At 66.6% G+C, this 26,116-nt stretch carries 16 protein-coding genes; 10 read left to right on the top strand and 6 right to left on the bottom strand.

Translation table 11 applies throughout. The annotated features are described in order from the left end of the window. Positions 1-26 precede the first annotated feature (26 nt). Both A6W98_RS10760 and A6W98_RS10755 read left to right on the top strand, forming a co-directional pair. On the top strand, positions 27-506 hold the full coding sequence (locus A6W98_RS10760) for an RDD family protein (RefSeq protein WP_247904405.1): 480 nt from the start codon (positions 27-29) through the stop codon (positions 504-506). 68 nt (positions 507-574) lie between these two features. Further along, positions 575-1,411, top strand: coding sequence for an arginyltransferase (locus A6W98_RS10755; protein WP_042461321.1), 837 nt, complete (start codon positions 575-577; stop codon positions 1,409-1,411). Positions 1,412-1,531: 120 nt separating this feature from the next. Here the strand turns inward: A6W98_RS10755 and A6W98_RS10750 are convergent, their stop codons facing one another. The 4 genes from A6W98_RS10750 to A6W98_RS10735 all read right to left on the bottom strand — a co-directional run bounded on the left by A6W98_RS10750 (position 1,532) and on the right by A6W98_RS10735 (position 7,325). Beyond that, the gene (locus tag A6W98_RS10750) at positions 1,532-3,883 is read right to left on the bottom strand and encodes a TRAP transporter large permease (RefSeq protein WP_042461318.1); all 2,352 of its coding nucleotides are present in this window, start codon (positions 3,881-3,883) and stop codon (positions 1,532-1,534) included. A gap of 17 nt (positions 3,884-3,900) precedes the next feature. Continuing rightward, the gene (locus tag A6W98_RS10745) at positions 3,901-4,794 is read right to left on the bottom strand and encodes a TRAP transporter small permease subunit (protein WP_042461316.1); all 894 of its coding nucleotides are present in this window, start codon (positions 4,792-4,794) and stop codon (positions 3,901-3,903) included. Positions 4,795-4,908: 114 nt separating this feature from the next. Then, positions 4,909-5,991 (bottom strand): TRAP transporter substrate-binding protein, encoded by a 1,083-nt coding sequence (locus A6W98_RS10740; RefSeq protein WP_042461313.1) that lies wholly within the window; start codon positions 5,989-5,991, stop codon positions 4,909-4,911. Positions 5,992-6,239: 248 nt separating this feature from the next. After that, complete coding sequence (locus tag A6W98_RS10735; protein ID WP_042461310.1) at positions 6,240-7,325, bottom strand: TRAP transporter substrate-binding protein; 1,086 nt, start codon at positions 7,323-7,325, stop codon at positions 6,240-6,242. Positions 7,326-7,789: 464 nt separating this feature from the next. On the opposite strand from A6W98_RS10735, the gene A6W98_RS10730 reads away from it, so the two are divergent. From A6W98_RS10730 to A6W98_RS21665, 7 genes are all read left to right on the top strand, one after another. Next, positions 7,790-9,538, top strand: coding sequence for an acetolactate synthase 3 large subunit (locus A6W98_RS10730; protein ID WP_042464932.1), 1,749 nt, complete (start codon positions 7,790-7,792; stop codon positions 9,536-9,538). Between the two features lie 381 nt (positions 9,539-9,919). Next, a complete protein-coding gene (gene ilvN / locus A6W98_RS10725; protein WP_042461307.1) occupies positions 9,920-10,480 on the top strand; it encodes an acetolactate synthase small subunit in 561 nt (186 codons plus the stop codon). Positions 10,481-10,886: 406 nt separating this feature from the next. Next, positions 10,887-12,737, top strand: coding sequence for a sigma-54-dependent Fis family transcriptional regulator (locus A6W98_RS10720; RefSeq protein ID WP_042461304.1), 1,851 nt, complete (start codon positions 10,887-10,889; stop codon positions 12,735-12,737). 343 nt (positions 12,738-13,080) lie between these two features. Then, positions 13,081-15,234 (top strand): hydantoinase/oxoprolinase family protein, encoded by a 2,154-nt coding sequence (locus A6W98_RS10715; protein ID WP_042461300.1) that lies wholly within the window; start codon positions 13,081-13,083, stop codon positions 15,232-15,234. A 22-nt stretch (positions 15,235-15,256) separates the two neighbouring features. Then, the gene (locus tag A6W98_RS10710; protein WP_042461297.1) at positions 15,257-17,566 is read left to right on the top strand and encodes a hydantoinase B/oxoprolinase family protein; all 2,310 of its coding nucleotides are present in this window, start codon (positions 15,257-15,259) and stop codon (positions 17,564-17,566) included. A 55-nt stretch (positions 17,567-17,621) separates the two neighbouring features. Continuing rightward, positions 17,622-18,122, top strand: a complete 501-nt coding sequence (locus A6W98_RS10705) for an acetone carboxylase subunit gamma (RefSeq protein WP_042461294.1) — start codon at positions 17,622-17,624, stop codon at positions 18,120-18,122. A gap of 176 nt (positions 18,123-18,298) precedes the next feature. After that, positions 18,299-19,399 (top strand): alpha/beta hydrolase, encoded by a 1,101-nt coding sequence (locus tag A6W98_RS21665; protein ID WP_196760174.1) that lies wholly within the window; start codon positions 18,299-18,301, stop codon positions 19,397-19,399. Positions 19,400-19,597: 198 nt separating this feature from the next. Here the strand turns inward: A6W98_RS21665 and gghA are convergent, their stop codons facing one another. Together gghA and glgB are read right to left on the bottom strand one after the other, a co-directional pair. Continuing rightward, positions 19,598-22,036: a glucosylglycerol hydrolase gene (gghA, locus tag A6W98_RS10695; protein ID WP_231098260.1), complete on the bottom strand. Its 2,439-nt coding sequence runs from the start codon at positions 22,034-22,036 to the stop codon at positions 19,598-19,600. Beyond that, positions 22,036-24,252: a 1,4-alpha-glucan branching protein GlgB gene (gene glgB / locus A6W98_RS10690; protein ID WP_042461291.1), complete on the bottom strand. Its 2,217-nt coding sequence runs from the start codon at positions 24,250-24,252 to the stop codon at positions 22,036-22,038. Before glgB ends, gghA begins: the two co-directional genes overlap by 1 nt. Positions 24,253-24,554: 302 nt before the next feature. Between glgB and A6W98_RS10685 the strand changes: the two genes are divergently transcribed. Next, a complete protein-coding gene (locus A6W98_RS10685) occupies positions 24,555-26,108 on the top strand; it encodes an acyl-CoA carboxylase subunit beta (RefSeq protein WP_042461288.1) in 1,554 nt (517 codons plus the stop codon). The last annotated feature ends 8 nt before the right edge of the window (positions 26,109-26,116 follow it).

Raw genomic sequence — 26,116 nt, 5'->3', positions numbered from 1 at the left:
TTCCCCAAAGCTCCCGGGCCGCCTACATGTCAGCCATGACAGAGCAGACCGAACCCTCCGCCGACCGCCTCTGGGGCCTGCCCGACCCGGCGCTCCAGCCCGATTTCTATGCCGGCGTGCCCTCCAAGCGCCTGGCCGCCTGGGTCGTCGATGTGGTGCTGATCCTGATGATCTCGCTGCTGGCGCTGCCCTTCACCGCCTTCACCGCGCTGTTCTTCCTGCCGCTCTTCTTCACGCTCGTGGGATTCGCCTACCGCACCGTCACACTGGCCCGCGGCTCGGCCACATGGGGCATGCGGATCATGGCGATAGAGATCCGCACCGCGCGGGGCGACGAGCTCGACCTCAGCACGGCCGCGCTGCATACCCTGGCCTATTCGGCCTGTATCACCTTCGTGTTGCCGCAGGTGGCCTCGGTGATCCTGATGCTGACCGGCGCACGTGCCCAGGGATTGCCCGATTTCATCCTTGGAACCGCCGCCATTAACCGACCTGCAAATCCCTAACAACATTCCCTTGGCGCCTCGCGGGACGAGTGTTAGCGTATCTGTAACCAAGATACGACAGCCCCGAGATGCGCCACACCCTACCGCTTGCCCCACAATTCTATGTGACGGCTCCACAGCCATGCCCCTATCTGCCCCGGCGGATGGAGCGCAAACTCTTCACTGCCCTGCAGGGCGACACTGCCGAGACGCTGAACGATTCCCTCTCCAAGCAGGGCTTCCGCCGCTCGCAGAACGTGCTGTATCGCCCCGCCTGCGCCGATTGCACCGCCTGCCTCTCGGCCCGGATCCGGGTGGCCGATTTCCAGCCGACCCGCAGCCAGCGCAAGGCGCAGAACCGCAATGCCGATCTCAAGCGGCAGGCCAGTTCGCCCTGGGCCACCGAAGAACAATACACGCTGTTCCGCCGATATCTCGACAGCCGCCACGCCGATGGCGGCATGGCCGACATGGACATCTTCGAATTCGCGGCGATGATCGAAGAGACTCCGGTGCGCTCGCGGGTGGTCGAGTACACCGCCGAGCCCGCCGAAGGCGCACGCCACCGGCCGCTGGCCGCGGTCTGCCTGACCGACATCCTCGATGACGGGCTGTCGATGGTCTATTCCTTCTACGAGCCCGAACGGACCAAACGCTCGGTCGGAACGCATGTCATTCTCGATCATGTCGAGATCGCGCGCGAGGCCGGGCTGCCTTACGTCTATCTCGGCTACTGGGTGCCGGGCAGCCCGAAGATGGGCTACAAATCCAACTTCTCGGCGCTCGAGATCTACAAGAACGACTGTTGGCAGGATATCGGCTCGCCCACCGCGCATGACGGCGAAACCCACCCGCTTTCGGTCGCGCCGATTTCCGAACAGGTCGCCCGGATCAACCTGCCCGACAGCCGCCCCACCCACGACTGAGCCGCATTCCGTCACCGGAGCGGGGCCGCCGCCTGCGGTCCGGCCACTGAGAATAGCAAGCCCGCGCCATCGGCGCGGGCTTTTCTTCGGATCGGTCCCGGGGCGATCAATGCCCGGCGATCAGCCGTTCGGCAGCAGGTTCGGCACGATGGTCACGATCCCGGGCATGAACCACAATATCGCCAGTCCGATCACCTGGATCACCACGAAGGGCGCGACGCCGCGGTAGATATGCCAGGTATTGACCTCCTTCGGTGCCACCCCCCGCAGATAGAACAGCGCAAAGCCGAAGGGGGGCGTCAGGAACGAGGTCTGCAGGTTCACCGCGATCATGATCGTCACCCATTTCGGATCGAAGGTGCCGCCATAGATCACCGGCCCCACGATCGGGATCACGATGTAGATGATCTCGAGGAAATCCAGCACGAAGCCGAGGATGAAGAGCACCAGCATCACCAGCAGGAACACCTTCATCTCGTTGTCGAAGCTGCGCAGGAATTGCTGGATGTAATGCTCGCCCCCGAAGGAGATCACCACGAGGTTCAGCAGCTGCGAGCCGATCAGGATGGTGAAGACCATCGAGGTCACCTTGGCGGTCTCGCGCACCACCGGCCCCAGCACGCCCGAGCGCAGCAGCACCCAGCAGGCGTAAAGGATGCCGAACATCGCGAAATGATAGGTGCCCTGCGCCACGAGGAAGGCGATCCAGTCTTCGACAGGAACGCTCTCGCGGCCCAGCCTCAGGTCGAAATTGGTGCCGACCAGAAGCATGATGATGATGGCATAGGCGGCCCAGAGGATCAGCTTGCCGGTACGGTGCTCCTCCTGCAGCTTGCGATAGGCCGCCAGCATCAGCGCGCCGCCCGCGCCCAGCGCCGCGGCAGGCGTCGGGTTGGTGATGCCGCCGAGGATCGAGCCCAGCACCGCCACGATCAGCACCAGCGGCGGGAACACCACCCGCAGCAGGTCGGACCGCGACAGGCAGGCCACCGCATAGCGACAGCCGTAAAGCGTCAGCGCGACAGGCACAGCCAACAGCAGCAATGTCGTGCCGGGCGAGGCCAGCGGCCCGATGAACAGCGCATCGACCAGAAGGCCCAGCACGATCCCCGCGCCCCCGATCAGAAGCGGCGCGGGCCGGGCCGAGGGCACGACGCCCCGCGCCGTGACCAGTGCCAGCCCGAGCAGCGTGAAGCCCAGCAGGATACCGCCCGAGATCGGCGGCGCCGCGGCGACCTTGGCGGCGCGCGCCTCGGCCAGGGCCTCGTCGCTCAGCTCCTGCGTCCCGATCCGGCCGCCCCCCGCCTGGATCTCCTTCTGCTGGGCGACGGCGCTGTCCCATTTCGACTGGCCGTGCAGCTCGATCATCGAGGCCTTGCACTGGTCGGAGACATTGGTCCTGAGGCTCGCGGATTCGGCAGTGCTGGTATAGCGCGACACGCCCACATCCTGGCTGCCCGCGATCCCCGTCGCCTCCAGCAGCAGTGCCAGCCCGATAACCCCGGCGGGGGCGGCCAGAAACCAGGTCAGCGCCGAGCCCTTGCGCCGGCCCCGCGCCCCGGCATCGATCACCGGCGGCGCCTTGTCGGGGTTCAGAAGCGCATAGCCGAAGGCATAGGCGGCATAAAGCAGGGCCAGCAGCACGCCGGGCAGGATCGCGGCCTGGAACAGCGTGCCGACCGAGACCACGGCGGCCTGCCCCAGATAGGTCAGCGCATCGGGACAGCCCGCAAGCTGGGCCCGGGTTTCCTGCGCGGTGGCGTAGATATCGCCCGCCAGCGTGCCCAGAAGCACGATGATGATCGAGGGCGGGATGATCTGCCCCAGCGTGCCGCTGGCCGCGATGACGCCGGTCGCCAGTTCGGGCGAATACTTGTTGCGCAGCATGGTCGGCAGCGACAGCAGCCCCATCGTCACAACGGTCGCGCCGACGATGCCGGTCGAGGCGGCGAGGAAGGCGCCGACCACCACCACCGAGACCGCCAGCCCGCCCGGCATCGGCCCGAACACCCGCGCCATGGTGGTCAGCAGGTCGTTGGCGATCTTCGAGCGCTCGAGCGTGATCCCCATCAGCACGAACATCAACACCGCCAGCAGCGTCTCGATCGACTGCCCGGCAAAGACCCGTTCATTCATCCGGTTGACGATGAAGCTGATATTGCGGTCCATCGCCGTCTCCCAGCCCTGCGGGAACAGCGCCGTGGTGACGGTGGGCAGGTCGGGATAGCGGAAATGCGAAATCGCGTCGGGGTGGATGCCCTGGGCCAGCAGCGCGTCATAGGCGGCGCTGCCGGTATCGATGGCCTGGGCCACCAGAATGCCCGCGCTGTCCAGCGCCGCGATGATCCCGAAAGAAATGACCGCCGCGCCACCGATGGCGAAGGCCACCGGAAAGCCCGACAGGATGCCCCCGAAGAGGCAGAGAATGACGATGATCAGGCCGATCTCGACGCCATCAAGTCCGAATAGCATATGCCTGTCCTGCCCCTTTAATGCGTGCCTTCATAGGCTTCTTCGCCGGCGCCGAGGCTGTCCCGGTCGAGGTATTTTCCGGCGCTCTCCTCGCCTTCGACGCATTCGAGGAAGGATCGGTAGAAGAACGCGATGGCCTGCAGGAACACGAGGCCGGTGAAGGCCACGAGAAGCACCTTGAACAGGAAGTAGCCGTTGAAACCGTTGGGCGAGAACCCGATGGTCTCGACATTCCAGCGCACCGCGCGCGCCTTCATCAGAAGCCGCTCGAGCGTATCCGAGGCCGAGGGCTTGGGCGTGATCAGATGCCGCCACATGAAGAACCAGGAATACATCCAGATCAGCACCGCGACCGGCATCATGAAGAAAAGCGCGCCCAGCATGTCGATGACGCGCTTGGCGCGGAAGCTCACCTCGGAATAGACCAGATCGACCCGCACATGGCCCGACTGCACGAAGGTATAGGTCGCGCAAAGCGCCACGATGGCGGCGTTGTAAAGCTTGAGCTCTTCCGACCACCAGGACAGGTCCTTGGTGAAGACATAGCCGAACGGCCCGACACCGATTTCCGAGACCCGGAAGATCCGCTGCAGGAACACGATCATGATCTGCTGCAGCACCATCAGAAGCCCGAACCAGGCGGCCGCGCGGCCGATCCCGTTGGCCATCCCCTCCAGCAGCCTGACCGTGCCCCACATCACCCGCCGCCGCCAGAGCCCGATCGCGGTCAGCACCAGGAAGGCGGTGAAGATCACGAAGAAGAACTCGACCGAGCCGCCGTAATAGACGAAGCGCATGATCGCCTGCTTGTCGGACCAGTCCAGCCACAGCCCCGGATGGGACAGCGCATAGCCGAAATTGTAAAAGGCCAGCAGGATGTTCCTGCAGACCCACAGAATGCCGTCGAGCATCCGGGTCTCCCCTTTTGCCCCGCCCGTCGCGGCGGGATCGGTGAAGCGTGGACGCCCCGGCCCGTGATCGGGGCCGGGGCGCGCGCGCGTCAGGTGGTCTGGCCGCGACCGGGCTCAGCCCAGGACGCGGTTCCGCTGGCGGGTGAAAACACCCTCCGAAATCTCGATCCAGGCGGCGGAATCGCGCATCGAGGCGATATAGCTGTCATAGATCTTCTTGTAGAGATCGTCGTCCATGTACTGGGCGAAGACCTCCTGCGCGGCGGCGCCGAAGGCGTCCCACACATCGTCGCCGAACTCGCGCACCTGCACGCCGCCGGCCTGCAGCCGCCGGAGCGCCGAGGCGTTGTTCTTCATGAAGAGCGCATGCGCCCATTGGTTGGCCGAGGCGGTGACCTGCTCGACCGTGGCCTGCTGCGCCGGCGTCAGGCTTTCGAAGACGTCGAGATTCATCGCCAGCGACAGGCCCGGGCCCGGCTCGTGGAAGCCCGCCGTGTAGTAGATCTTGGTGATCTCCTGGAAGCCTGCCTTCTCGTCGGCCCAGGGACCGATCCATTCGGTGCCGTCGATCGCCCCCGAGGACAGCGCCTGATAGACCTCCGAGCCGGGCAGGTTCTGCACCGAGGCGCCAAGCTTGCCAAGGATCTCGCCGCCCTGCCCCGGCATCCGGAACTTGAGGCCGTTGAAATCCTCGGGGCTCCTGATCTCCTTGCGGAACCAGCCGCCCGATTGCGGCCCGGTATTGCCCGCAAGGAAGCTTTTCAGCCCGAAGATCTGGCCCAGCTCGTTATGCAGCTCGTGACCACCCGAATGGTAATACCAGTTGTGCAGCTCCTGCGCGGTCATGCCGAAGGGCAGCGAGGCGAAGAACTGATAGCCGGGATGCTGGCCGACGAAATAATAGTCGACCCCGTGATACATGTCGGCCTGGCCCGAGGTCACCGCGTCGAACACCTCGAAGGCGCCGACAAGCTCGCCTGCCGCCTTCAGGTCGACGGTGAGCTGGCCATCGGTGACGGCGGTGATCTGGTCGGCGCAATATTGCGCGGCATCATGCACGCCCGCGAGCCCGCGCCCCCAGGTGGTGACCAGCGTCAGCGTGCGCTTGCCCTGGGCATAGGCCGGAGCCGCAAGCGCCCCCGCCGCCGCGGCCGACCCGCCCAGCGCAGAGCTTCGAAGAAAGGAACGGCGATCCATGAAAAGTCTCCTCCCTGTTTCCCGCCCGCCATCTCGATGGGCGGATCGTATCAAACGCCTACAATCTAGCGGGAGGGTCAGGTCAGATAAATAGCCGTATGGGCGAGTGCGAAGTTTTCTTGCTCGAATGGCCCGGGATCCATCGCAAAGTTGTGCGGGCACCCCGTGCAACCTGCCGAAGACCATCCGGAAACGGCCGCGTTTCGGCGGCCCCCGGCCCGAAGGGACCGGCGGCCGCCCTGCCCGGCTCAGCCGATCACGCGGTCGCGCTGGGCCCGATAGGTGCCCTCGGAGGCCTGGATCCAGCTCGACGAGGTCCGCATCGAGGCCATGTAGCTGTCCAGCATGCGATCGTAGATGTCGCCGTCGCGGCTTTCTTCCAGGGCTTCCTGCGAGGCCTTGCCGAAGGCATCCCAGACCGGATCGGGGAAGGACATGACCCGCACGCCTTCCGAGGCCAGTCGCGCCAGGGCCGCGCTGTTCTGCGACAGGAACATAGACAGCGTCCACTGGGTGCACTCGGCCGCGGTGCTTTCCATGACCTGCTGCTGGAACGGCGTCAGGCTGTCGAAGAGATCGCGGTTCAGCGCCAGGGTGAGGCCCGCCCCCGGCTCGTGGAAGCCCGCCGTGTAGTAGATCTTGGTGATCTCGTAGAAGCCCGCCTTCTCGTCGGCCCAGGGACCGACCCATTCGGTGCCGTCCAGCGCGCCGGTCGACAGCGCCTGGTAGACTTCGCCGCCGGGAATGTTCTGGATCGAGGCGCCAAGCTTGCCCAGCGCGACCCCGCCCAGGCCCGGCATCCGGAACTTGAGCCCCTGGAAGTCCTCGGGCGCGTTGATCTCCTTGCGGAACCAGCCGCCCGACTGGGCGCCGGTATTGCCGACGAGGAACATCTTCATGCCGAAGATCTCGCCCATCTCGTCATGGAAGGCCGCGCCATCGCCGTGATAATACCAGTTGATCAGCTCCTGCGGGGTCATCCCGAAGGGCACGGTCGAGAAGAAGGCGAAGGCCGGGTGCTGGTTGACGAAATAGTAGTCCGACGAATGATACATGTCGGCCTGACCCGAGCTGACCGCGTCGAACACCTCGAAGGCGCCCACAAGCTCGCCCGCCGCCTTGACCTCGACCTTGATCTGCCCGTCGCTCAGCGCCTCGATGTGGTTCTTGCAGAACATCGCGGAATCATGGACCCCGGCCATGCCGTTCGGCCAGGAGGTCACCATGGTCAGAACCCGCCGTCCCTGGGCCAGGGCGGGGGCGGCCAGCGTCGCGCTGGCGGCGGCGGCCGATCCGCCGAGGGCGGAGGTCTTCAGGAATGAGCGGCGATCCATGGTCAGCAGTCCTTTTCTTGGAACCGCGGCCCCTCTCCGGCCGTCGCTCGGACCGGCCGGGACCTGCGGCATGGCAAAACGCGCGCGACCCTAGCCCCAGCCGGACGCCCCCGCCAGCCGGCCCGCGCTGCTGATTTCGCATGGCAGACATGCGCCATGCGCAAGCGTGTTTTCAGACTCATGCGCAAACCCCACAGAACCACGCAACAAACGGAAAATATTTCCGGCCTCGGCGACGGATTATTCGCGTTTTTTGCAGTTGACCCCCTCCGGACAGCCACCTAATGTGCCCGCGCACGCAACGCCAAGACGGAGCCCCGCGGCAATGATGCTCGTACTCGTAGTGACGGAAGACAGGCGCATGGGCCGGTAACGGCGGACCCAGGGTCCTTCCCATGCGCCCCCGCAACAACGGGGGCTTTTTTTATGCGCGGAAGCAGGCGGACAGCACGGAGAACGAAAAGATGACACAGGCCATGACCGGCGCGAAAATGGTGGTTCAGGCGCTCAAGGACCAGGGAGTCGATGTAATCTTCGGCTATCCTGGCGGGGCCGTGCTTCCGATCTATGACGAGCTGTTCCAGCAGAACGACATCCGCCACATCCTGGTGCGGCACGAACAGGGCGCGGTCCACGCGGCCGAGGGCTATGCCCGCTCGACCGGCAAGCCGGGCGTCGTGCTCGTCACCTCGGGCCCCGGCGCGACCAATGCCGTCACCGGCATCACCGACGCGCTGATGGACTCGATCCCGCTGGTCGTTCTGACGGGCCAGGTTCCGACCTTCCTGGTCGGCAACGATGCCTTCCAGGAGGCAGATACAGTCGGCATCACCCGCCCCTGCACCAAGCATAACTGGCTGGTGAAGGACCCCGACCATCTGGCCCAGACCATCCATCAGGGCTTTCACGTCGCGACCTCGGGCCGCCCCGGCCCGGTGCTGATCGACATCCCCAAGGACGTCCAGTTCGCCGAGGGCACCTATGTCGGCCCGGTCAAGGCCGGCCACGGCCATTACAATCCGAAGGTCAAGGGCGACCGCGAGATGATCACCCGCCTCGTCGAGGCGATGGAGACCGCCGAGCGGCCGATCTTCTATACCGGCGGCGGGGTGGTCAATTCGGGCGAGGCCGCGACCCAGCTGCTGCGCGAGCTGGTCGAGGCCACGGGCTTTCCGATCACCTCGACCCTGATGGGTCTGGGCGCCTATCCGGCCTCGGGCGACAAGTGGCTCGGCATGCTGGGCATGCACGGTCTCTACGAGGCCAATCTCGCCATGCATGACTGCGACCTGATGATCTGCATCGGCGCCCGGTTCGACGACCGCATCACCGGCCGGGTGGCCGATTTCAGCCCGGGCTCGCTCAAGGCCCATATCGACATCGATCCCTCCTCGATCAACAAGACGATCCATGTCGACCTGCCGATCATCGGCGACGTGGCGCATGTGCTGGAGGATCTGCTGCGGATCTGGAAGTCGCGCGGCCGCAAGGTCAACAAGGAGGCGCTGAAGCCCTGGTGGGCGCAGATCGACGAATGGAAGAAGGTCGACTGCCTGCGCTATGGCACCTCCGACACGATCATCAAGCCGCAATACGCGCTGCAGCGGCTCGAGGCGCTGACGAAGGCCCGCAAGGACCGCTTCATCTGCACCGAAGTGGGCCAGCACCAGATGTGGGCCGCGCAGTTCCTCGGCTTCGAGGCGCCGAAGCACTGGATGACCTCGGGCGGGCTCGGCACCATGGGCTACGGCCTGCCGGCCTCGGTGGGCGTGCAGGTCGCGCATCCCGAGGCGCTGGTCGTCAACGTCGCCGGCGAAGGCTCGTGGCTGATGAACATGCAGGAGATGGGCACCGCGGTGCAGTACCACCTGCCGGTCAAGCAGTTCATCCTCAACAACGAGCGGCTGGGCATGGTCCGGCAGTGGCAGACGCTGCTGCATGGCGGGCGCCATTCGCACAGCTGGTCCGAGGCGCTGCCCGATTTCGTCAAGCTCGCCGAGGCCTTCGGCGCCAAGGGGCTGCGCTGTTCGGACCCGGCCGATCTGGACGACGCCATCGCCGAGATGCTGGCCTATGACGGGCCGGTGATCTTCGACTGCCTGGTCGAGAAGCACGAGGACTGCTTCCCGATGATCCCCTCGGGGCGCGCGCATAACGACATGCTGCTGGCGGCCGATGCCGAGGCCTTCAAGGAGGGCGCGGCGCTGGTGTAGGGATGCGGTCATGCGCAAGGATCTCCTGTTCGCAGTCCCCCTGCCACCTGCTGGCAGGAGGGCCGCGACAGCGCCGGACCCGGATGGCCCATGCGGCTACGGCGGTCCGGGCGGCAGGAACCCCGGCGGGAGGCACCTCTCGGCGCTGGCCGGGGACCGGTCCCGGGACGTGCTGGGCCTTCTGCCGGACCGTTCCGTCCTCGTCCGAAGCATCCGGGCACAGTACCCGAGAACACGATCCGGGGCAGTACCGATGTCCATTTGGGCCCGGACGGGGCCGGGCGCCGGTCTTGACCGCCCGCGCGCCGGAATGAAAACGACCCGGGGGGCGACGGCGCCCTCCGGACATGCAAGGCGGAATTGGGAACAAGAAGTACGGACATGGCACAACTGAACATTCAGCAAGGCACCTCGAAACACTCCGCCTATGAGCTGCGCGACCCCAATGCCGAAGTCAGCGAGCGTCACACCCTGGCGGTGAGCGTCGACAACGAGGCGGGCGTTCTTGCCCGCGTCATCGGGCTGTTCTCGGGCCGCGGCTACAATATAGACAGCCTCACCGTCGCCGAGGTCGACCATGCCGGGCACACGAGCCGGATCACCATCGTCACCACCGGCACCCCGGCGGTGATCGAGCAGATCAAGGCCCAGCTCGGCCGGATCGTCCCGGTGCACGAGGTCCATGACCTGACCGTCGAGGGCCCTTCGGTCGAACGCGAACTGGCGCTGTTCAAGGTCGCCAGCACCGGCGAGAAGCGGGTCGAGGCGCTGCGGCTTGCCGATATCTTCCGCGCCAACGTGGTCGACTCGACGCTCGAAAGCTTCGTCTTCGAGATCACCGGAACGCCGCAGAAGATCGACGCCTTCGGCGAGCTGATGCGTCCGCTCGGCCTGACCGAGATGGCCCGCACCGGCGTCGCGGCACTTGCCCGCGGCACCTGACATCCGGCCCGGGTCCCAGCCGCACGCGACGAGCCCCCAGCCCGGCCCCCGAACCCCGACCCCCGGTCGGACCGTCCTGACGGAAGAAGGCCTCCGGCGGGGGTGAGCCGGAGGCCTTCAGCGCCGGGGGATAGTCCGGCAGAGGGTCTTGCGGCGGCCTCCGGCCGGAACTGCCCGGACGGACCCCGCAACGGCCCGCGCTATGCGCAACGCGAGTCGCCCTCCGACGCTAGCACCTGATATCGCGCCGTGAATATCCTCTTTGCCCCGCCCCCGAAACCGGCGGCACCCTGCCGATCTTCCCTCCCGCGAGGCCACCTTTCCAGACTCGCTCGCAACGGATAGACTGCGCCGCAAGATCGTGACGACGTATTCGGGACCGGGCACGGTCCCCTGGGGAGGAGATATGGTCGCGCGCGGACATTTTGTCCGGAAGGCGGACTGGGCCCGCTTTCTGGAAACCGGTCTGGTGCCGGGGGATCTCGATCCCGATCTCGCGGCCTCCTGGCTGCGCTCGCGGGATTGCGGGGTGCTTCCCGACAGGATTTCGGCACCGCAGGTCGCCAACGAGATCCTGTCGCGCACGCGCAAGGAGACCGCCGAGCTGCGGCGGCTGGCACGGAACGCGCTTTTGCGGGCGCGGGCGATGCTGAAGGATACCGGCGTGATGATGATCCTGGCCTCGCCCGACTGCGTCATCACCGAAACCGAGGGCGATCGGGGCGTGATCGATACCGGGCGCGAGAACCGGCTTCAGATCGGCGGCGACTGGCAGGAAACCAGCATCGGCACCAATGCCATCGGCACCGCCGCGGCCTCGGGACGCCCGGCGCTGGTCCATGGCATCCAGCATTTCTGCGAAGAGATCCAGCGCTGGAGCTGTGCCGCGGTGCCGATCCTCGACCCGGTCGACGGGACGGTGCGCGGCATCGTCGACATCTCGGGGCAGACCGACATGTTCCAGCCCCAGAGCATGGCGCTTGCGATGGCGGTCGGAGACGAGATCACCCAGGCCCTGGCGCGCCTGATCGGCGAAGAGCGCGAGGCGCTCTACCAGCAATTCATGGACCGCCGCGCGCGCTGGCAGAATACCCATATGATCCTGATCGACCGGCGCGGCGCGGTTCTGCACGACACCCGCGCGGTCTGGTCCAACCAGGCGATCCGGGGCGGCGCCATCGGCGCGCGCGGCGAGGAAGACTGGGCTGGCGAGATGTCCGACCGGTTCTCGGGCATGGATAGCGAGATCCTGCGTCGCGACGGCCTGCCGATCGGGATGGTGCTGACCGCCTATCGCGGCCACCGTCGCCCGGTAGAGACCCCCAGCGGCGACCCTTTCGACGCCTTTCTGGGCACCGACCCCGCAATTCTGAAGCTGCTCGAACATGCGCGCTGCGTGACCGCCTCGAATGTCCCGGTGCTGATCAGCGGCGAGACCGGCACCGGCAAGGAATTGCTGGCCCGGGCGATCCATGACGCCTCGTCCCGGCGCCACGGCCATTATGTGCCGGTCAATTGCGGCGCGCTGCGCGCCGACAGCGCCGCGGGCGTGCTGTTCGAGCCCCCGGATCGACCCGTGGACCAGACCGGCCCACGGGGCGGCGGCGCCGTGGCCGAGGCCCATGGCGGCACGCTCTGCCTCGACGAGATCGGCGAGATGCCCGAGGACGTTCAGCCCTTCCTGCTCCGGGTTCTGGAAGACGGGCTGACCCGGGCGGCCGGGGGCGCGGCCTCGGATCGTTCCGATTTCCGCGTGATCGCACTGACCCATCGCGACCTGCCCCGCGATGTCGCCGAAAACAGGTTTCGGCGCGACCTGTTCCACCGCATCTCGACGATCCAGTTCCGGCTGCCACCGCTGCGCGACCGGGCCGAGGACATTCCGCTGCTGGCCCAGCATTTCCTGGCCGAAGCCGCCGCCGAAGCCGGACGCCAGGCCCCGGCGCTGACCCGGGCCGCGCGAGAGGCGCTGATGGCCTATCCCTGGCCGGGCAATGCGCGCGAGCTGAGGAACGACATGCAGGCCCTGGTGCTGTTCTGCGGCCGCGGCGTGATCGATACCGGGGACCTGCCCGACAAGATCCGCGATCCGGCGGCACCGCCCACGCCGACCGAGCCCGACGAGCGCACCCGCATCCTCGAGGCGATGGCGGCAAGCGACGGCAACATGTCGGCAACCGCCCGGCGGCTCGGCATCGCGCGCTCGACGCTTTACACCAAGATCGCCGCCTACGGCCTCGCCCGCCCCGGGAACTGAGCCCCCAAGGGCTGAACGCCAAGGACTGGGCCCCCAAGGACTGGCAGCCGAGAACCGGGCGCCGGAAAGCGGCGAATCGTCCGCGCCCCCGTCCCCGCAGCCCCTGTCCGCAACCTGTCCGACACCTGTCCGGACAGCCGGACAGATCCTGTCCGGCAGCCCGCTCCCGCGCCCCGGACACCCCCCGCCCCGATACCCTGCCACGCGCCTGCCTGCCACGCCCCGAGGCCGTGCCGGCTGTCCGGACGCCGCCCCGACGCCCGGACAGGACCGGCGCCCGGCCCGGCCCGCTACTCTGGCGGCACGGCGCCTCGCGACGGCGCTGAAACGGGAGGAAACACGCATGACACAGACCGGACGCAACGCGCGGTCGGTGCAGGTGCTCGGCATCGACGCCGGGGGCACCATGACCGACACCTTCTTCGTCGATGCCGAGGGCGACTTCGTCGTGGGCAAGGCGCAGACCACGCCCGCGAACGAGGCCCAGGGCCTGCTGGAATCCAGCCGCGAGGGGCTCGAACACTGGGGCCTCACGCTCGAGGACGCGCTGCGCAACATCCAGACCGGGGTCTATTCCGGCACCGCGATGCTGAACCGGGTGGTGCAGCGCAAGGGGCTTCGGGTCGGGCTGATCGTCAATGCCGGGATGGAAGATTTCCACCGCATGGGCCGCGCGATCCAGGCCTATCTGGGCTTCGCCTATGAGGACCGCATCCACATCAACACGCATTACTACGACGATCCGCTGGTGCCGCGCGACCTGACCCGGGGCGTGGCCGAGCGGATCGACATGATGGGCACGGTGGTGATCCCGCTGAACGAGGAAACGGCCCGGACCGCCGCGCGCGAGCTGATCGCCGAGGATGTCGAGGGGATCGTTATCTCGCTTCTGCATTCCTACAAGAACCCGACCCATGAACGCCGGGTCCGCGACATCGTCGAGGAGGAGATCAGGGCCAGCGGCAAGACGATCCCGGTCTTCGCCTCGACCGACTACTACCCGGTCCGAAAGGAGACCCACCGCACCAATACCACCGTGCTCGAGGCCTATGCCGCCGAGCCCTCGCGCCAGACGCTGCACGGCATCTCGGGCGCCTTCAAGGATCACGGCTCGCGCTTCGATTTCCGGGTGATGGCGACCCATGGCGGCACCATTTCCTGGAAGGCCAAGGAACTGGCGCGCACCATCGTCTCGGGCCCGATCGGCGGGGTGATCGGCGCCAAGTATCTGGGCGAGAAGCTGGGCTACAGGAACATCGCCTGCTCCGATATCGGCGGCACCTCCTTCGACGTGGCGCTGATCACGCAAGGCGAGCTGACCATCCGCAACGACCCCGACATGGCACGGCTGGTGCTGTCGCTGCCGCTGGTGGCGATGGACTCGGTCGGCGCGGGCGCGGGCAGCTTCGTGCGGCTCGACCCCTATACCAAGGCGATCAAGCTCGGCCCCGACAGCGCGGGCTACCGGGTGGGCGTGTGCTGGGCCGAAAGCGGCATCGACACGGTCTCGGTCTCGGACTGCCATGTCGTGCTGGGCTATCTGAACCCCGACAACTTCCTCGGCGGCCAGGTCAAGCTCGACCGGCAGCGCGCCTGGGACGCGGTCAAGGTGCAGCTTGCCGACCCGCTGGGGCTGTCGGTCGAGGATGCCGCGGCCGGGGTGATCGAGCTGCTGGATGCCGAGCTTCGCGACTACATGCGTGCGATGATCTCGGGCAAGGGCTACAGCCCGGGCAGCTTCACCTGCTTCAGCTATGGCGGCGCGGGGCCGGTCCACACCTATGGCTATACCGAGGGGCTGGGCTTCGAGGACGTGATCGTGCCGGCCTGGGCGGCGGGCTTCTCGGCCTTCGGCTGTGCGGCGGCCGATTTCGAATACCGCTATGACAAGTCGCTCGACATCAATATCGACACCGACGCCCATGAGGCCGACAAGGCCGCCCAGGCCGAGATGCTGCAGGCCGCCTGGGACGAGCTGACCGAGCGGGTTCTGGAGGAATTCGAGCGCAACGGCTATGCCGCCGACAAGGTCGCACTGCAACCCGGCTTCCGGATGCAGTATCGCGGCCAGCTCAACGATCTGGAAATCGAAAGCCCGATCGGCTCGGCCGGCAATGCCGATGACTGGGACCGGCTGGTCGACACCTTCAACGACACCTATGGCCGGGTCTATGCCGCCTCGGCCCGCTCGCCCGAGCTGGGCTATTCGGTGACCGGCGCGATCATGCGCGGCACCGTCCCGATCCCGAAACCGAAGATCCCCGAGGAAGAGCTGCAGGACGCCGCCCCGCCGCGCGAGGCGCGGATCGGCACGCGGCAGTTCTACCGCAAGGGCCGCTGGGTCGAGGCCCGGCTCTACCAGATGGAAGCGCTTCTGCCCGGCAACCAGATCGTCGGCCCCGCGATCATCGAATCCGACGCCACGACCTTCGTCGTGCCGGACGGGTTCGAGACCTGGCTCGACGAACACCGGCTGTTCCATCTCAAGGAACTGTGACGCGCGAAAGGGAGGAAACCACATGAACATCCAGAGCGATATCAAGGGCATCGTCCGCGGCGGCGAGACCCTCAAGCAGCACCGCGACAAGATCATGGAGGCCACGAAAAGCAGCGGCCACTATGCCGGGCTGCGCCATATGGAGCTTCGGGACGATCACCCGATCAAGTACAACAAGCTGTTCTCGCGGCTCAGGGCCGGCGTCGTCGATGCCCGCGAGACCGCCAAGAAGATCGCGGCCTCGCCCATCGTCGAGCAGGAGGGCGAGCTGTGCTTCAGCCTCTATAACGCGGCCGGCGACTGCATCCTGACCTCGACCGGCATCATCATCCATGTCGGCACCATGGGGGCCGCGATCAAATACATGATCGAGAACGGATGGGAGTCCAATCCCGGCATCAGGGACCGGGACATCTTCTGCAACAATGACAGCCTGATCGGCAACGTCCATCCCTGCGACATCCACACCATCGTGCCGATCTTCCACGAGGGCGAGCTGATCGGCTGGGTCGGCGGCGTGACCCATGTGATCGATACCGGCGCCGTCGGCCCGGGCTCGATGACCACGGGCCAGGTCCAGCGCTTCGGCGACGGCTATTCGGTGACCTGCCGCAAGATCGGCGAGAACGACACGCTGTTCCGCGACTGGCTGCATGAAAGCCAGCGCGCGGTGCGCACCACGCGCTACTGGATGCTCGACGAACGCACCCGGGTCGCGGGCTGCCACATGATCCGCAAGCTGGTCGAGGAGGTGATCGCCGACGAGGGCATCGAATCCTATTGGCAATTCGCCTACGAGGCGATCGAGCATGGCCGGCTGGGCCTGCAGAACCGGATCAAGGCGATGACCATTCCGGGCACCTACCGCCAGGTGGGCTTCGTCGACGTGCCCTACAGCCACGAGGATGTGCGGGTGCCGTCCGACTTCGCCAAGGTCGACACGATCATGCACACGCCCTCCGAGATGACGATCCGCAAGGACGGGACCTGGCGGCTCGATTTCGAGGGCTCCAGCCGATGGGGCTGGCATACCTACAACGCCCATTCGGTCAGCTTCACCTCGGGCATCTGGGTGATGATGACCCAGAGCCTGATCCCGAGCGAGATGATCAATGACGGCGCTGCCTACGGGACCGAGTTCCGGCTGCCCAAGGGCACCTGGATGAACCCCGACGACCGGCGCGTGGCCTTCGCCTATAGCTGGCACTTCCTGGTCTCGTCCTGGACGGCGCTCTGGCGGGGCCTCTCGCGCAGCTATTTCGGGCGCGGCTATCTCGAAGAGGTCAATGCGGGCAATGCCAATACCTCGAACTGGCTCCAGGGCGGCGGCTTCAACCAGTATGACGAGATCCATGCCGTGAACTCGTTCGAATGCGCGGCCAACGGGATAGGCGCCTCGGCGGTGCGCGACGGCATCAGCCATGCGGCGGCGATCTGGAACCCCGAAGGCGACATGGGCGACATGGAGATCTGGGAACTGGCCGAGCCGCTGGTCTATCTCGGCCGCCAGATCAAGGCCTCGTCGGGCGGCGCGGGCAAGTATCGCGGCGGCTGCGGCTTCGAGAGCCTGCGCATGGTCTGGAACGCGAAGGACTGGACCATGTTCTTCATGGGCAACGGCCATATCAGCTCGGACTGGGGGCTGATGGGCGGCTATCCGGCGGCCTCGGGCTACCGCTTCGCCGCGCATGACACCGGGCTGAAGGAGAAGATCGCCAGGGGCGAGCCGATCCCCTGGGGCGGCGATACCGACCCCGAGAACCCGGTCTGGGACGGCATGCTGGAAGGCGCCCGGATAAAGCGCGACAAGCAGGCCATCACCACCGAGGAGATGTTCGACGACTACGATCTCTACCTCAACTACATGCGCGGCGGCCCGGGCTTCGGCGACCCGCTCGACCGCAAGCCCGAGGCGGTGGCAGCCGATGTCAATGGCGGCTACCTGCTCGCCCGGCTTGCCGGTGACGTCTATGGCGTCGTGCTGAGCGAGGATGCGCGCGGCCAGGCGGTGGCCGATCTGGCCGCGACCGAGGCCCGCCGCGCCGAGATCCGGCAGGAGCGGCTGGCCCAGTCGGTGCCCACCGGCGAGTGGATGAAAGCCGAACGCGAGAAGATCCTCGCCAAGGAGGCGGGCACCCAGGTCCAACAGATGTTTGCCGCCTCGTTCAAGCTCGGCCCGAAATTCGAACGCGATTTCCGGGCGTTCTGGGATCTTCCCGAAAGCTGGCAGCTGAAGGAGGCCGATCTGCCGATCCCCTCCTACGGCAAGGACTATTCGATGGACCTGTCGGAACTGCCCGATGTGACCATCGTCCAGCTGGTCGAGGAATGACCCAACCCGGGCGCCGGGCGATCCCGGCGCCCGTCTCAGAAAGGGAGGAACAGACATGGCCTATACCGAAGCCAAGATCCGCGATCTCGTGGACGGCACCATCGACCAGGACACGCTGCACCAGATGCTGTCCATGCCCAAGGACCGCGAGCGGTTCGAGATCTACCTGAAGATCCTGCAGGACCAGGTGCCCTGGGACGACCAGATCATCCTGCCGCTGGGGCCGAAGCTCTTCATCGTCCAGCGCGCCGAAGACAGGAAATGGGTGATCCGCAGCTGGGCCGGACATGATTTCTGCGACTGGACCGAGAACTGGAAACTGCATGCCAGGGTCCGGGTCCGCGACACGCCCGAGGCGATGGAAAAGATCTATCCCAAACTGATGGCGCCCTCGACCGAGTGGCAGGTGATCCGCGAGTATTTCTGCCCGCTCTCGGGCGATCTGCTGGATGTCGAGGCGCCGACGCCCTGGTATCCGGTGATCCACGATTTCGAACCCGATATCGACAGCTTCTATCGCGACTGGCTCGGCCTCGAGGTGCCCGAACGCGCCTGACCCGGCGCCCCGACCGGCCGTGCCGCGGCCCCCTTTTCGAAGGGGGCCGCATGACATCCGCGCCGAAGCTTGCCGAAAAGGCGAAGGGAGGTCGCGGAAAGATTGTGCAAATCGCTTGACCCATCGCCCGTCCCGCCCTTTCATGGTGACGATCCGTCAAGGGGAGGCCCGGGCCCGTGTCGATGCTTCTGAGCGATCTGCGCACCACCTTCGGCTATCTTGTCCAGGCCGGGCTCTGCCGATTGGTCGGGCCCTTGCGCCCCAAGGCACCGCCGCGGCCAGATTACAGCGCCGTCTATACCTCGCCCGACTTCACCGTCGAGCGGTTCGGGAAATGCCAGGCCGGCAGCTATATCGAGGTCTACCGCCCCGGGACGCCCTGGCTCGGGCAGAACGGACGCCCCAAGGCCGTGATCTTCCTGCATGGTTTCGTGCTCGGCGCCGCGCAGATCTACCGCGCCCATCTCGAACATCTCGTCCGTCAGGGCTACACGGTGTTCTTTCCGAATTTCCAGACCGGCTTCTGCAGCTTTCCCCCCCGCGGGCTGATGACGGTGGCCGAGTTGCTCGACGAGGTCTTCGGCGACGGGCTGCGTCCCTCCCAGGAGACATGGATGAAGAACGCGCTGGCCAGCGTTTCGGATGCCTATGCCCGGGTCGGCTTCGGCCCCGATGTCGCGGTCGATACCTATGTCTATGGCCATTCGCTGGGCGGGCTCTTCGCGCTGAGCTGGCCCTGGTATGTCACCGAAGACGGGCTGCCCGCCAATCTCATGCCGCTGCAGGTCGTGACCGCCGACCCGGTCCCCAGCAGTTCGGCCGCTTCTGCCCCGGGCCAGATCGGGCAGGCGCTCGACAGCCTTCAGGACGATGTGAACCTCGGCGTCACCGGCAAGGCGCTGACCATGCCGGTTGCGATCCTGCATGGCGATGCCGACTGGATCGTGCCGAAATCCGAATGGGACACCCCCTTCGGCGCCATCGCCACCGATCGCAAGCGGATGTACCTGTCGCAGACCGACACCCATGGCTGCCCCGGCCATTTCGCCAATCACGAGCAGGCGACCGACGATACCAGCTTCTTCCGGCCGCTGCTTTCGCTCTTGCTGCTTGATGGCGTCGGCGCCGAGGACACTCTCGACTGGCGCTATCTCTGGTCCGCGCTCGACCGGGTGATCCGCGAGGGCGCCCGGGCCGATCAGCTGGACTTCGACATGGGGCAATGGTCCGACGGCCGCCCGGTCCGCCCGGTCGAGGTCTATCTTTCGGGCAGCTGAGCACGACAGGCCCCGCGCGGCAGAGAGACGGTTCCGTCGACCATGCCCGGCAAGAACCACTCGCAAGGCGCCTGCGGCGCGATGTTCCGCAAATAAGAGGCGCCCGACGTTACCGGCAGCACGCGGGCGTCCTGCCCCTGCCCCCGGCCCGCCCGCGCAGTGTCCCGAAGGAGGGGATTTCCCGAGACCCGGCCCGCGCTACTCCGGCAGATGCCGCGAGAAGACCAGAGCCATCGAGTCGCTCAGCGTGATCGGGCCGCCATGATAATCCGGGCCGATCGAGGGCGTGCGCAACGCGACCTCCCAGCCGCCGCCCCCGATCCCCGGCACCGGCAGGCTCAGCGGGTCGATCTCGGCCGTGGGCTTTCCTTCCATATGCATGACCGCATAGATCTGCTCGCCATCCGGACCGTGCCGGAGCGCCGTGAACAGCGTCCGCCCCGCAATCGGGCGCAGATAGTCGAAACTGTCGCGGCCCGCGTAATTCGCGGCAAGCCAGGGACGCTTGCGGCGAAACCCGCGCAAGGCCAGGCAGAACGCGGCCTGATCGGCATCGAGCGCCGGAAGCGAGGTCGAGACGTTGCAATATTCGTGCATGTCATCCATCCAGGCCCGCGCCATGTGCTTGAGCGCGGCCACGGTATAGACCTCGGGGCCGGCCAGCGGCGGCTCGGCCTTGTTCAGAAGCCGCGCGATCTCGTCCAGATCGTATTCGGTCACCTCGACCAGCGCGGGCAGGAATTCGAAGAAGCGCACGAGGTCGCTGCGGGTCTCGAACCCCATCTCCTTCAGGCGACGGAAATTGGCGGGGACCGAATAGCTGTATTCGTCGACCTGCCATTTCAGGCTGATCGCCTCTTCGGCCACGACCTTGACGCCGTAACGGTCGTCCTGGTTGCGGATGAACCCCCAGGAGGCCCGCGCCATGGCATTGAGGAAATCCATCGGCACGCCCGGCAGCGCGACATAGGTCAGCACATGGTTCGCCGGGTTGTCATAGGCCTTGTCGAGGATCTCCATCCGGGTCCGGCCAAGCCTTGTATTGACGTTCAGCTTGGGGCTGACTTGGGTGCCGCGGCGCAGCGTGTCATGGTTCGAGGTGCCGGATATCCAGTGGGCGCCAAGCTCGACGATCTCGCGGATGCGCCAGAATTTCGACAGCCAGAAGGTATAGAGGAAGGGCGTGTTATGGGCGAAGGTCAAGGGCCCCCACTGGAACACGTCCTCGTCGGTCTGTGCCTCGATCACCGCGCGGTAATCCGACGACAGCTCCCAGTCCTCCTCGGGCCAGGGCCGGCCATCCTCGAAGATGAACCAGGGCCGGTAGCGCGTGCCCGCCGCCTCCTGCACCAGATCGGACATGGATTGCAGATAATCGTCGTCATGGCGCAGCGTCTGGGTACTGGCATCCCACCACTTGAAGTCCTGAGCGCCATCGACCCGAACCCCGTCGGCGCCGAAATTGACCTTGCGCCGCTGCATCTCCAGCAGGATCGCCCGGACCGCCGGGTTCTGATAGTCGAGGTTCTGACCATACATGTTCGGCCCGGCGAAGAAATGGCTGTTGAGCGCCCCGAGCCCCTGATTGTCGGCATGGCCGAAGACCACGTCGAGGATCAGTTTCTTCGGCATGCCCGGGAAATTGTGCAGCTGGGCCGCGAAATCGACCAGCTCGTCGGGCCGCCCGGTCTCGAGCAGGACCGGATTGACCGTGGCCATGCCGGAAATGACGATGTCATAGCCCCAGTTGGTGGTGTCGGGCCGCAACAGCGAGACCGTCACGCCCTCTTCGTCGCCATCGACCTCCTGCCAGAAATCGGGGCCCGCCTCATGCACCGTCGTCGGCTCGACCGGCAGCAGTTGCACCGCGTCATAGCCCAGAAACAGCTTGTCCGCGGGTTCCAGCGGCAGCTCGCGCGCGACGCGCTCGGCCAGGCGGTGGTAATGACGGGTGAGGCTGGCCAGCGTGCCCCCCGCCGTCGCGGTCGGCACATGGACCTGAAGGATGTTCGAGGGCGGGCCGAACTTGTGCGGCGCCTCGCCCCGGAAAGCCTGGAAATAGGCCGTATCTTCCCGTGCCGCCAGCATCGCCTCGACATCGTACAGCTCGGCCGGGGCCATCACGCCGAAGGGCAGCGACATCGCCAGCGGATCGAGAATGCGGTGCCAGCCGCCCTCGGGATCGCGCCAGGCCAGCGCATAGAAATCGCCAAGGGTCTCGCGGCTGCCCGCCCGCATGCCGGTGACGGCGGTGAAGCAATGCGCCTCTTCGACGATCACCGGCACCCAGGCCCGCTCGAAGCGGATCTCCTGATGCGCGCGGGTCAGGTCCATCGGTTCGAGCGGCGCCAGGACCTCGAGGAAGACATCGCCCGAGGGCACCCGCGCATCGAGGATCTCGGGCGTCCAGAAGCCGAACACGGCCCGCCCCTCCTCGACCCGGCCGCCCAGCCTGCGCGCGATCCGGCCCTGCGCCTCGAAGGCGGTCTCGGCGGTGGTCAGCGCCTCGCGCGCGGCCTCGGCCTCGGCCCGCGCCGCCGCCTCGTCGAATTCGATCCGGTCCCTCAGGGGCATCTGGCTCTCCTTTTCCGCCGCGTCGACCGCCCGGTCGATCCCGGGCTCGCCATCGTCGCGCATCAGCCGTCCTCCTGCACCAGGATCACCGTCGAAAGCGGCGGCAGGCAGATCTCTGCCGAGGCCGCCTGACCGTGGCTCGGCCGGGGCTCGGCCATGACCGCGCCCATGTTGCCCCGCCCCTGCCCGCCATAGATCGCGGCATCGGTATTGAGTGCCTCGCGCCAGCGTCCGGGCGCGGGCAGGCCCAGCCGACAGGCCGGCTGTTCGACCGGCGAGAAGTTGCTGATCGCGACCGCATTCGGATCCTCCGGCCCGCCGCGCCTCAGCCAAGCATAGACCGAGTGCCCGGCATCGTCGGCCTCGATCCACTGGAACCCCTCGGGGCTGCAATCCTGCGCATGGAGCGCAGGCGTGCCGCGGTAAAGCGTGTTCAGGTCGCGCACCAGCCGCTGCATCCCGGCATGGTCGGGCCGTTCCAGCGCCGCCCAGTCGAGACTGCCGGCATAGGCCCATTCGGCCTCCTGGGCGAAGTCCTGCCCCATGAACAGAAGCTTCTTGCCCGGCTGGGCCCACATGAACCCGTAGAAGGCGCGCAGATTGGCGAATTGCTCCACGCGGTCGCCGGGCATCTTGGTCAGCATCGAGCCCTTGCCGTAGACCACCTCGTCATGGCTGATCGGCAGGATGAAATTCTCGGAAAACGCATAGGTCAGCCCGAAGGTCATCCGGTTGTGGTGATGCGGCCGGTTGACCGGCGCCTCGGCCATGTAGCCCAGCGTGTCATGCATCCAGCCCATGTTCCACTTGTAGCCGAAGCCCAGCCCCCCCTGATCGACCGGCCGGGTCACGCCGGGATAGGCGGTGCTTTCCTCGGCCGCGGTCAGGGTGCCGGGATGGGCGCCATAGCTCAGCGTGTTCATGTTTTGCAGCAGCGCGATGGCCTCGTAATTCTCGCGCCCGCCATCCTTGTTCGGCACCCATTCGCCGGCTTTGCGCGAATAGTCGCGATAGAGCATCGAGGCCACGGCATCGGCCCTCAGCCCGTCGACATGGTATTCCTCCATCCAGTAGAGCGCGTTGGCAGTCAGGTAATTGGCCACCTCGGTGCGGCCGAAATTGTAGATCAGCGTATTCCAGTCCTGATGGAAGCCCTCGCGCGGATCGGCATATTCGTAAAGCGCGGTGCCGTCGAACTTGCCCAGCCCATGCGCGTCGGTCGGGAAATGCGCGCCGACCCAGTCGAGGATGACGCCAAGCCCCTTCCGATGCGCGGCATCGACCAGATCGCGGAATTCATGCGGCGGCCCGTGGCGCACGGTCGGCGCGTAAAGCCCGACCGGCTGATAGCCCCAGGACCCGTCGAACGGGTATTCGCTGACCGGCATCAGCTCGATATGGGTGAACCCCATCGCGGCGGCATAATCGACCAGTTCCTCGGCGGCCTCGACATAGGAGATCGCGCGGCCATCGGCGCGGCGCTTCCAGGAGGCCAGATGCACCTCGTAGATCGAGATCGGCGCGGTGCGGGCATTGCACCCCGCGCGGTCGCGCATCCAGTCGCCATCGGACCAGCCATAGCCGCGCAGATCGTGCACGACCGAGGCATTGGCGGGCGGATGTTCGGACCCGAAGCCCAGAGGATCGGCCTTGAGCGGTTGCAGCGCCCCGTCGGGCCCCAGAATTTCGTATTTGTAGCTGGCATTCTCGCCGATGCCGGGCAGGAAGATCTCCCACACGCCGGTCGTGCCGCGGCGCCGCATCACATGGCGCCGCCCGTCCCATTGATTGAACGGGCCCACCACCGAGACCCGGCGCGCATTGGGCGCCCAGACCGCGAAATGGGTGCCCGCGACGCCCTCATGCGTCATCGCATGGGCGCCGAGCGCCTCCCATAGCCGCCGATGCGCGCCCTTCGCGATCAGATGCTCGTCCATCTCGCCCAGAACCGGGCCGAAGCGATAGGGATCGTCGGCCTCCCAGACGGTGCCCCCGGCCGAGGCGCGCAGCCGGTAGGCGCCCTCGCCGGGAACCGGGCCCGTGAACAGCCCGGGACAGTCGGGCACCGGCGCAAGGGCATGAGCACCAGCATCGGCCTCATGGCCCAGCAGCGCCTCGAGCGTTTCGGCCCCGGGCATCAGCGCGGTGACATGACGGAACTCGCCCTGCCCGTGAGGCCCCAGAACCGCGAAGGGATCGTCGAAGGTGCCAAGGGCGATCTGTTGCAGGACGTCCTTCGGAACGCCCTGCCCCGGTCGGGATGTGATATCGGAATGCATGCCCTAGACCCTAGGAACCGGAACCCATAGTTCAACTCCGGCGGTGAAATCAGGTCTTCCCCGCCGCAGTCCCCGACCGATATCACGCCGACTGCCCGAATTCCGGGCAGTCCTTGCGTCAACGCCCAGCGCCACGACATACACCGCGGCAGACGCCACGGCATCGGCCCCGCCCGGCCCTTCCCGCCGCTCGCCTGTGGCGCGTGGAAAAACCTTCGGCTATACCCGGCAAAAGGGCCGGGCCGCGGCCCGGCAACAGGTCGTGCCGGTCTTTCGGCGCGCCCCAGAAGCGGAAGGGTGCCATGGCAATTTCCCGATCCCTTGCGGAGGAGCTGGACAAGCGGCGCGCGGCCGCGCTCGAGGGCGGCGGGCCAGCCAAGGCCGCGGACCGCCATGCCAAGGGCCGGATGACCGCGCGCGAACGGATCGAGGCGCTCTATGCGGCCGGGACCTTCCAGGAAACCGGGCTGCACGCCCAGCATGCGACCCGCCATTTCGGGATGGAGAAGAAGTCGATCCCGGCCGATGGCGTGATCACCGGCACGGGCTTTGTCGACGGCCGCCCGGTCGCGGCCTTCAGCCAGGATTTCGGCGTCGTGGGCGGCACGCTGGGCGAGATGCATTCGCGCAAGATCTGCCTCGTGCTCGACCATGCGCTGAAGGCGGGCGTCCCGGTCGTGGGCTTCAACGATTCCGGCGGCGCGCGGATCCAGGAGGGCGTCGGCGCGCTCTCGGCCTATGGCCAGGTCTTCTACCGCAACGTGCAGCTGTCGGGCGTGGTGCCGCAGATCTCGGTCATTGCCGGGCCCTGCGCGGGCGGCGCGGCCTACAGCCCCGCCCTGACCGATTTCGTGATCATGACCCGCGAGCACGCGCAGATGTTCATCTGCGGCCCCGAGGTGATCCGCGCCGTCACCGGCCAGAGCACGACGATGGACGAGATCGGCTCGGCCGAGGCCCATGGCTCGGTCTCGGGCAATATCCATTTCATCGCCGAGGACGACGCCGATGCGGTCGCCATCGTCCACCGGCTATTGTCCTTCCTGCCCTCGAACAACATGATGGACCCGCCGCACCGGATCGAGCCCGATCTGGCGATCGAGGACGACCCCGCGCTTGACGCGCTGCTGCCCGAAGATCCGAAATCGGCCTATGACGTGCGCCAGGTGATCGCACGGCTGGCCGACGAGGGCGATTTCCTCGAGGTGATGGAAGGCTTCGCCGCCAATCTGGTGGTGGGCTTCGGTCGTGTCGGCGGCGTGGTGACGGGCTTTGTCGCCAACCAGCCGATGGTCAAGGCCGGTGCGCTCGACATCGACGCCTCGGACAAGGGCGCGCGCTTCGTGCGGCTTTGCAACGTCTTCAACATCCCGCTGGTGACGCTGGTCGATGTTCCGGGCTTTCTGCCGGGCGTGGCCGAGGAGCGGCGCGGCATCATCCGGCATGGTGCCAAGATGCTGTTTGCCTATGCCTCGGCGACGGTGCCGAAGATCACCGTCATCATGCGCAAGGCCTATGGCGGCGCCTATCTGGCGATGTGCAGCCAGGACATGGGCGCCGACCGGGTGATCGCCTGGCCCAGCGCCGAGATCGCGGTGATGGGGGCCGAAGGCGCGGTCAACATCCTCTACCGCAAGGATCTGGCTGAGGCCGAGGACCGCGCCGCCCGCGCGCAGGAGCTGGCCGAGGAATACCGCGCCGAATTCGCCTCGCCCTATCTCTCGGCCGGGCGGCTCTTCGTGTCGGATATCGTGCAGCCCTGCCAGACCCGCAGCGCCATCGCGCTGACCCTGCGCGGGCTGTTGTCGAAACGCGAGACCCGGCCGCCCAAGAAACACGGCAACATCCCGCTTTAGGTCCGATC

The sequence above is a fragment of the Rhodovulum sulfidophilum DSM 1374 genome (assembly GCF_001633165.1).
Lineage (GTDB): Bacteria > Pseudomonadota > Alphaproteobacteria > Rhodobacterales > Rhodobacteraceae > Rhodovulum > Rhodovulum sulfidophilum.
The sequence above is the reverse complement of the archived record's forward strand: the minus strand, read 5'-3'. Positions and strand labels throughout refer to the sequence as shown.

Bases quoted from the DNA above. Each gene is read 5' to 3' on its own strand.
- ilvN (WP_042461307.1), top strand. From the start codon at position 9,920: ATGGCACAACTGAACATTCAGCAAGGCACCTCGAAACACTCCGCCTAT.
- A6W98_RS10710 (WP_042461297.1), top strand. From the start codon at position 15,257: ATGAACATCCAGAGCGATATCAAGGGCATCGTCCGCGGCGGCGAGACC.
- A6W98_RS10750 (WP_042461318.1), bottom strand. From the start codon at position 3,883: ATGCTATTCGGACTTGATGGCGTCGAGATCGGCCTGATCATCGTCATT.
- A6W98_RS10720 (WP_042461304.1), top strand. From the start codon at position 10,887: ATGGTCGCGCGCGGACATTTTGTCCGGAAGGCGGACTGGGCCCGCTTT.
- A6W98_RS10715 (WP_042461300.1), top strand. From the start codon at position 13,081: ATGACACAGACCGGACGCAACGCGCGGTCGGTGCAGGTGCTCGGCATC.
- A6W98_RS10760 (WP_247904405.1), top strand. From the start codon at position 27: ATGTCAGCCATGACAGAGCAGACCGAACCCTCCGCCGACCGCCTCTGG.
- A6W98_RS10730 (WP_042464932.1), top strand. From the start codon at position 7,790: ATGACACAGGCCATGACCGGCGCGAAAATGGTGGTTCAGGCGCTCAAG.
- A6W98_RS10755 (WP_042461321.1), top strand. From the start codon at position 575: ATGCGCCACACCCTACCGCTTGCCCCACAATTCTATGTGACGGCTCCA.
- A6W98_RS10735 (WP_042461310.1), bottom strand. From the start codon at position 7,325: ATGGATCGCCGCTCATTCCTGAAGACCTCCGCCCTCGGCGGATCGGCC.
- A6W98_RS10685 (WP_042461288.1), top strand. From the start codon at position 24,555: ATGGCAATTTCCCGATCCCTTGCGGAGGAGCTGGACAAGCGGCGCGCG.
- A6W98_RS10705 (WP_042461294.1), top strand. From the start codon at position 17,622: ATGGCCTATACCGAAGCCAAGATCCGCGATCTCGTGGACGGCACCATC.
- A6W98_RS10740 (WP_042461313.1), bottom strand. From the start codon at position 5,991: ATGGATCGCCGTTCCTTTCTTCGAAGCTCTGCGCTGGGCGGGTCGGCC.
- gghA (WP_231098260.1), bottom strand. From the start codon at position 22,036: ATGCGCGACGATGGCGAGCCCGGGATCGACCGGGCGGTCGACGCGGCG.
- A6W98_RS10745 (WP_042461316.1), bottom strand. From the start codon at position 4,794: ATGCTCGACGGCATTCTGTGGGTCTGCAGGAACATCCTGCTGGCCTTT.
- glgB (WP_042461291.1), bottom strand. From the start codon at position 24,252: ATGCATTCCGATATCACATCCCGACCGGGGCAGGGCGTTCCGAAGGAC.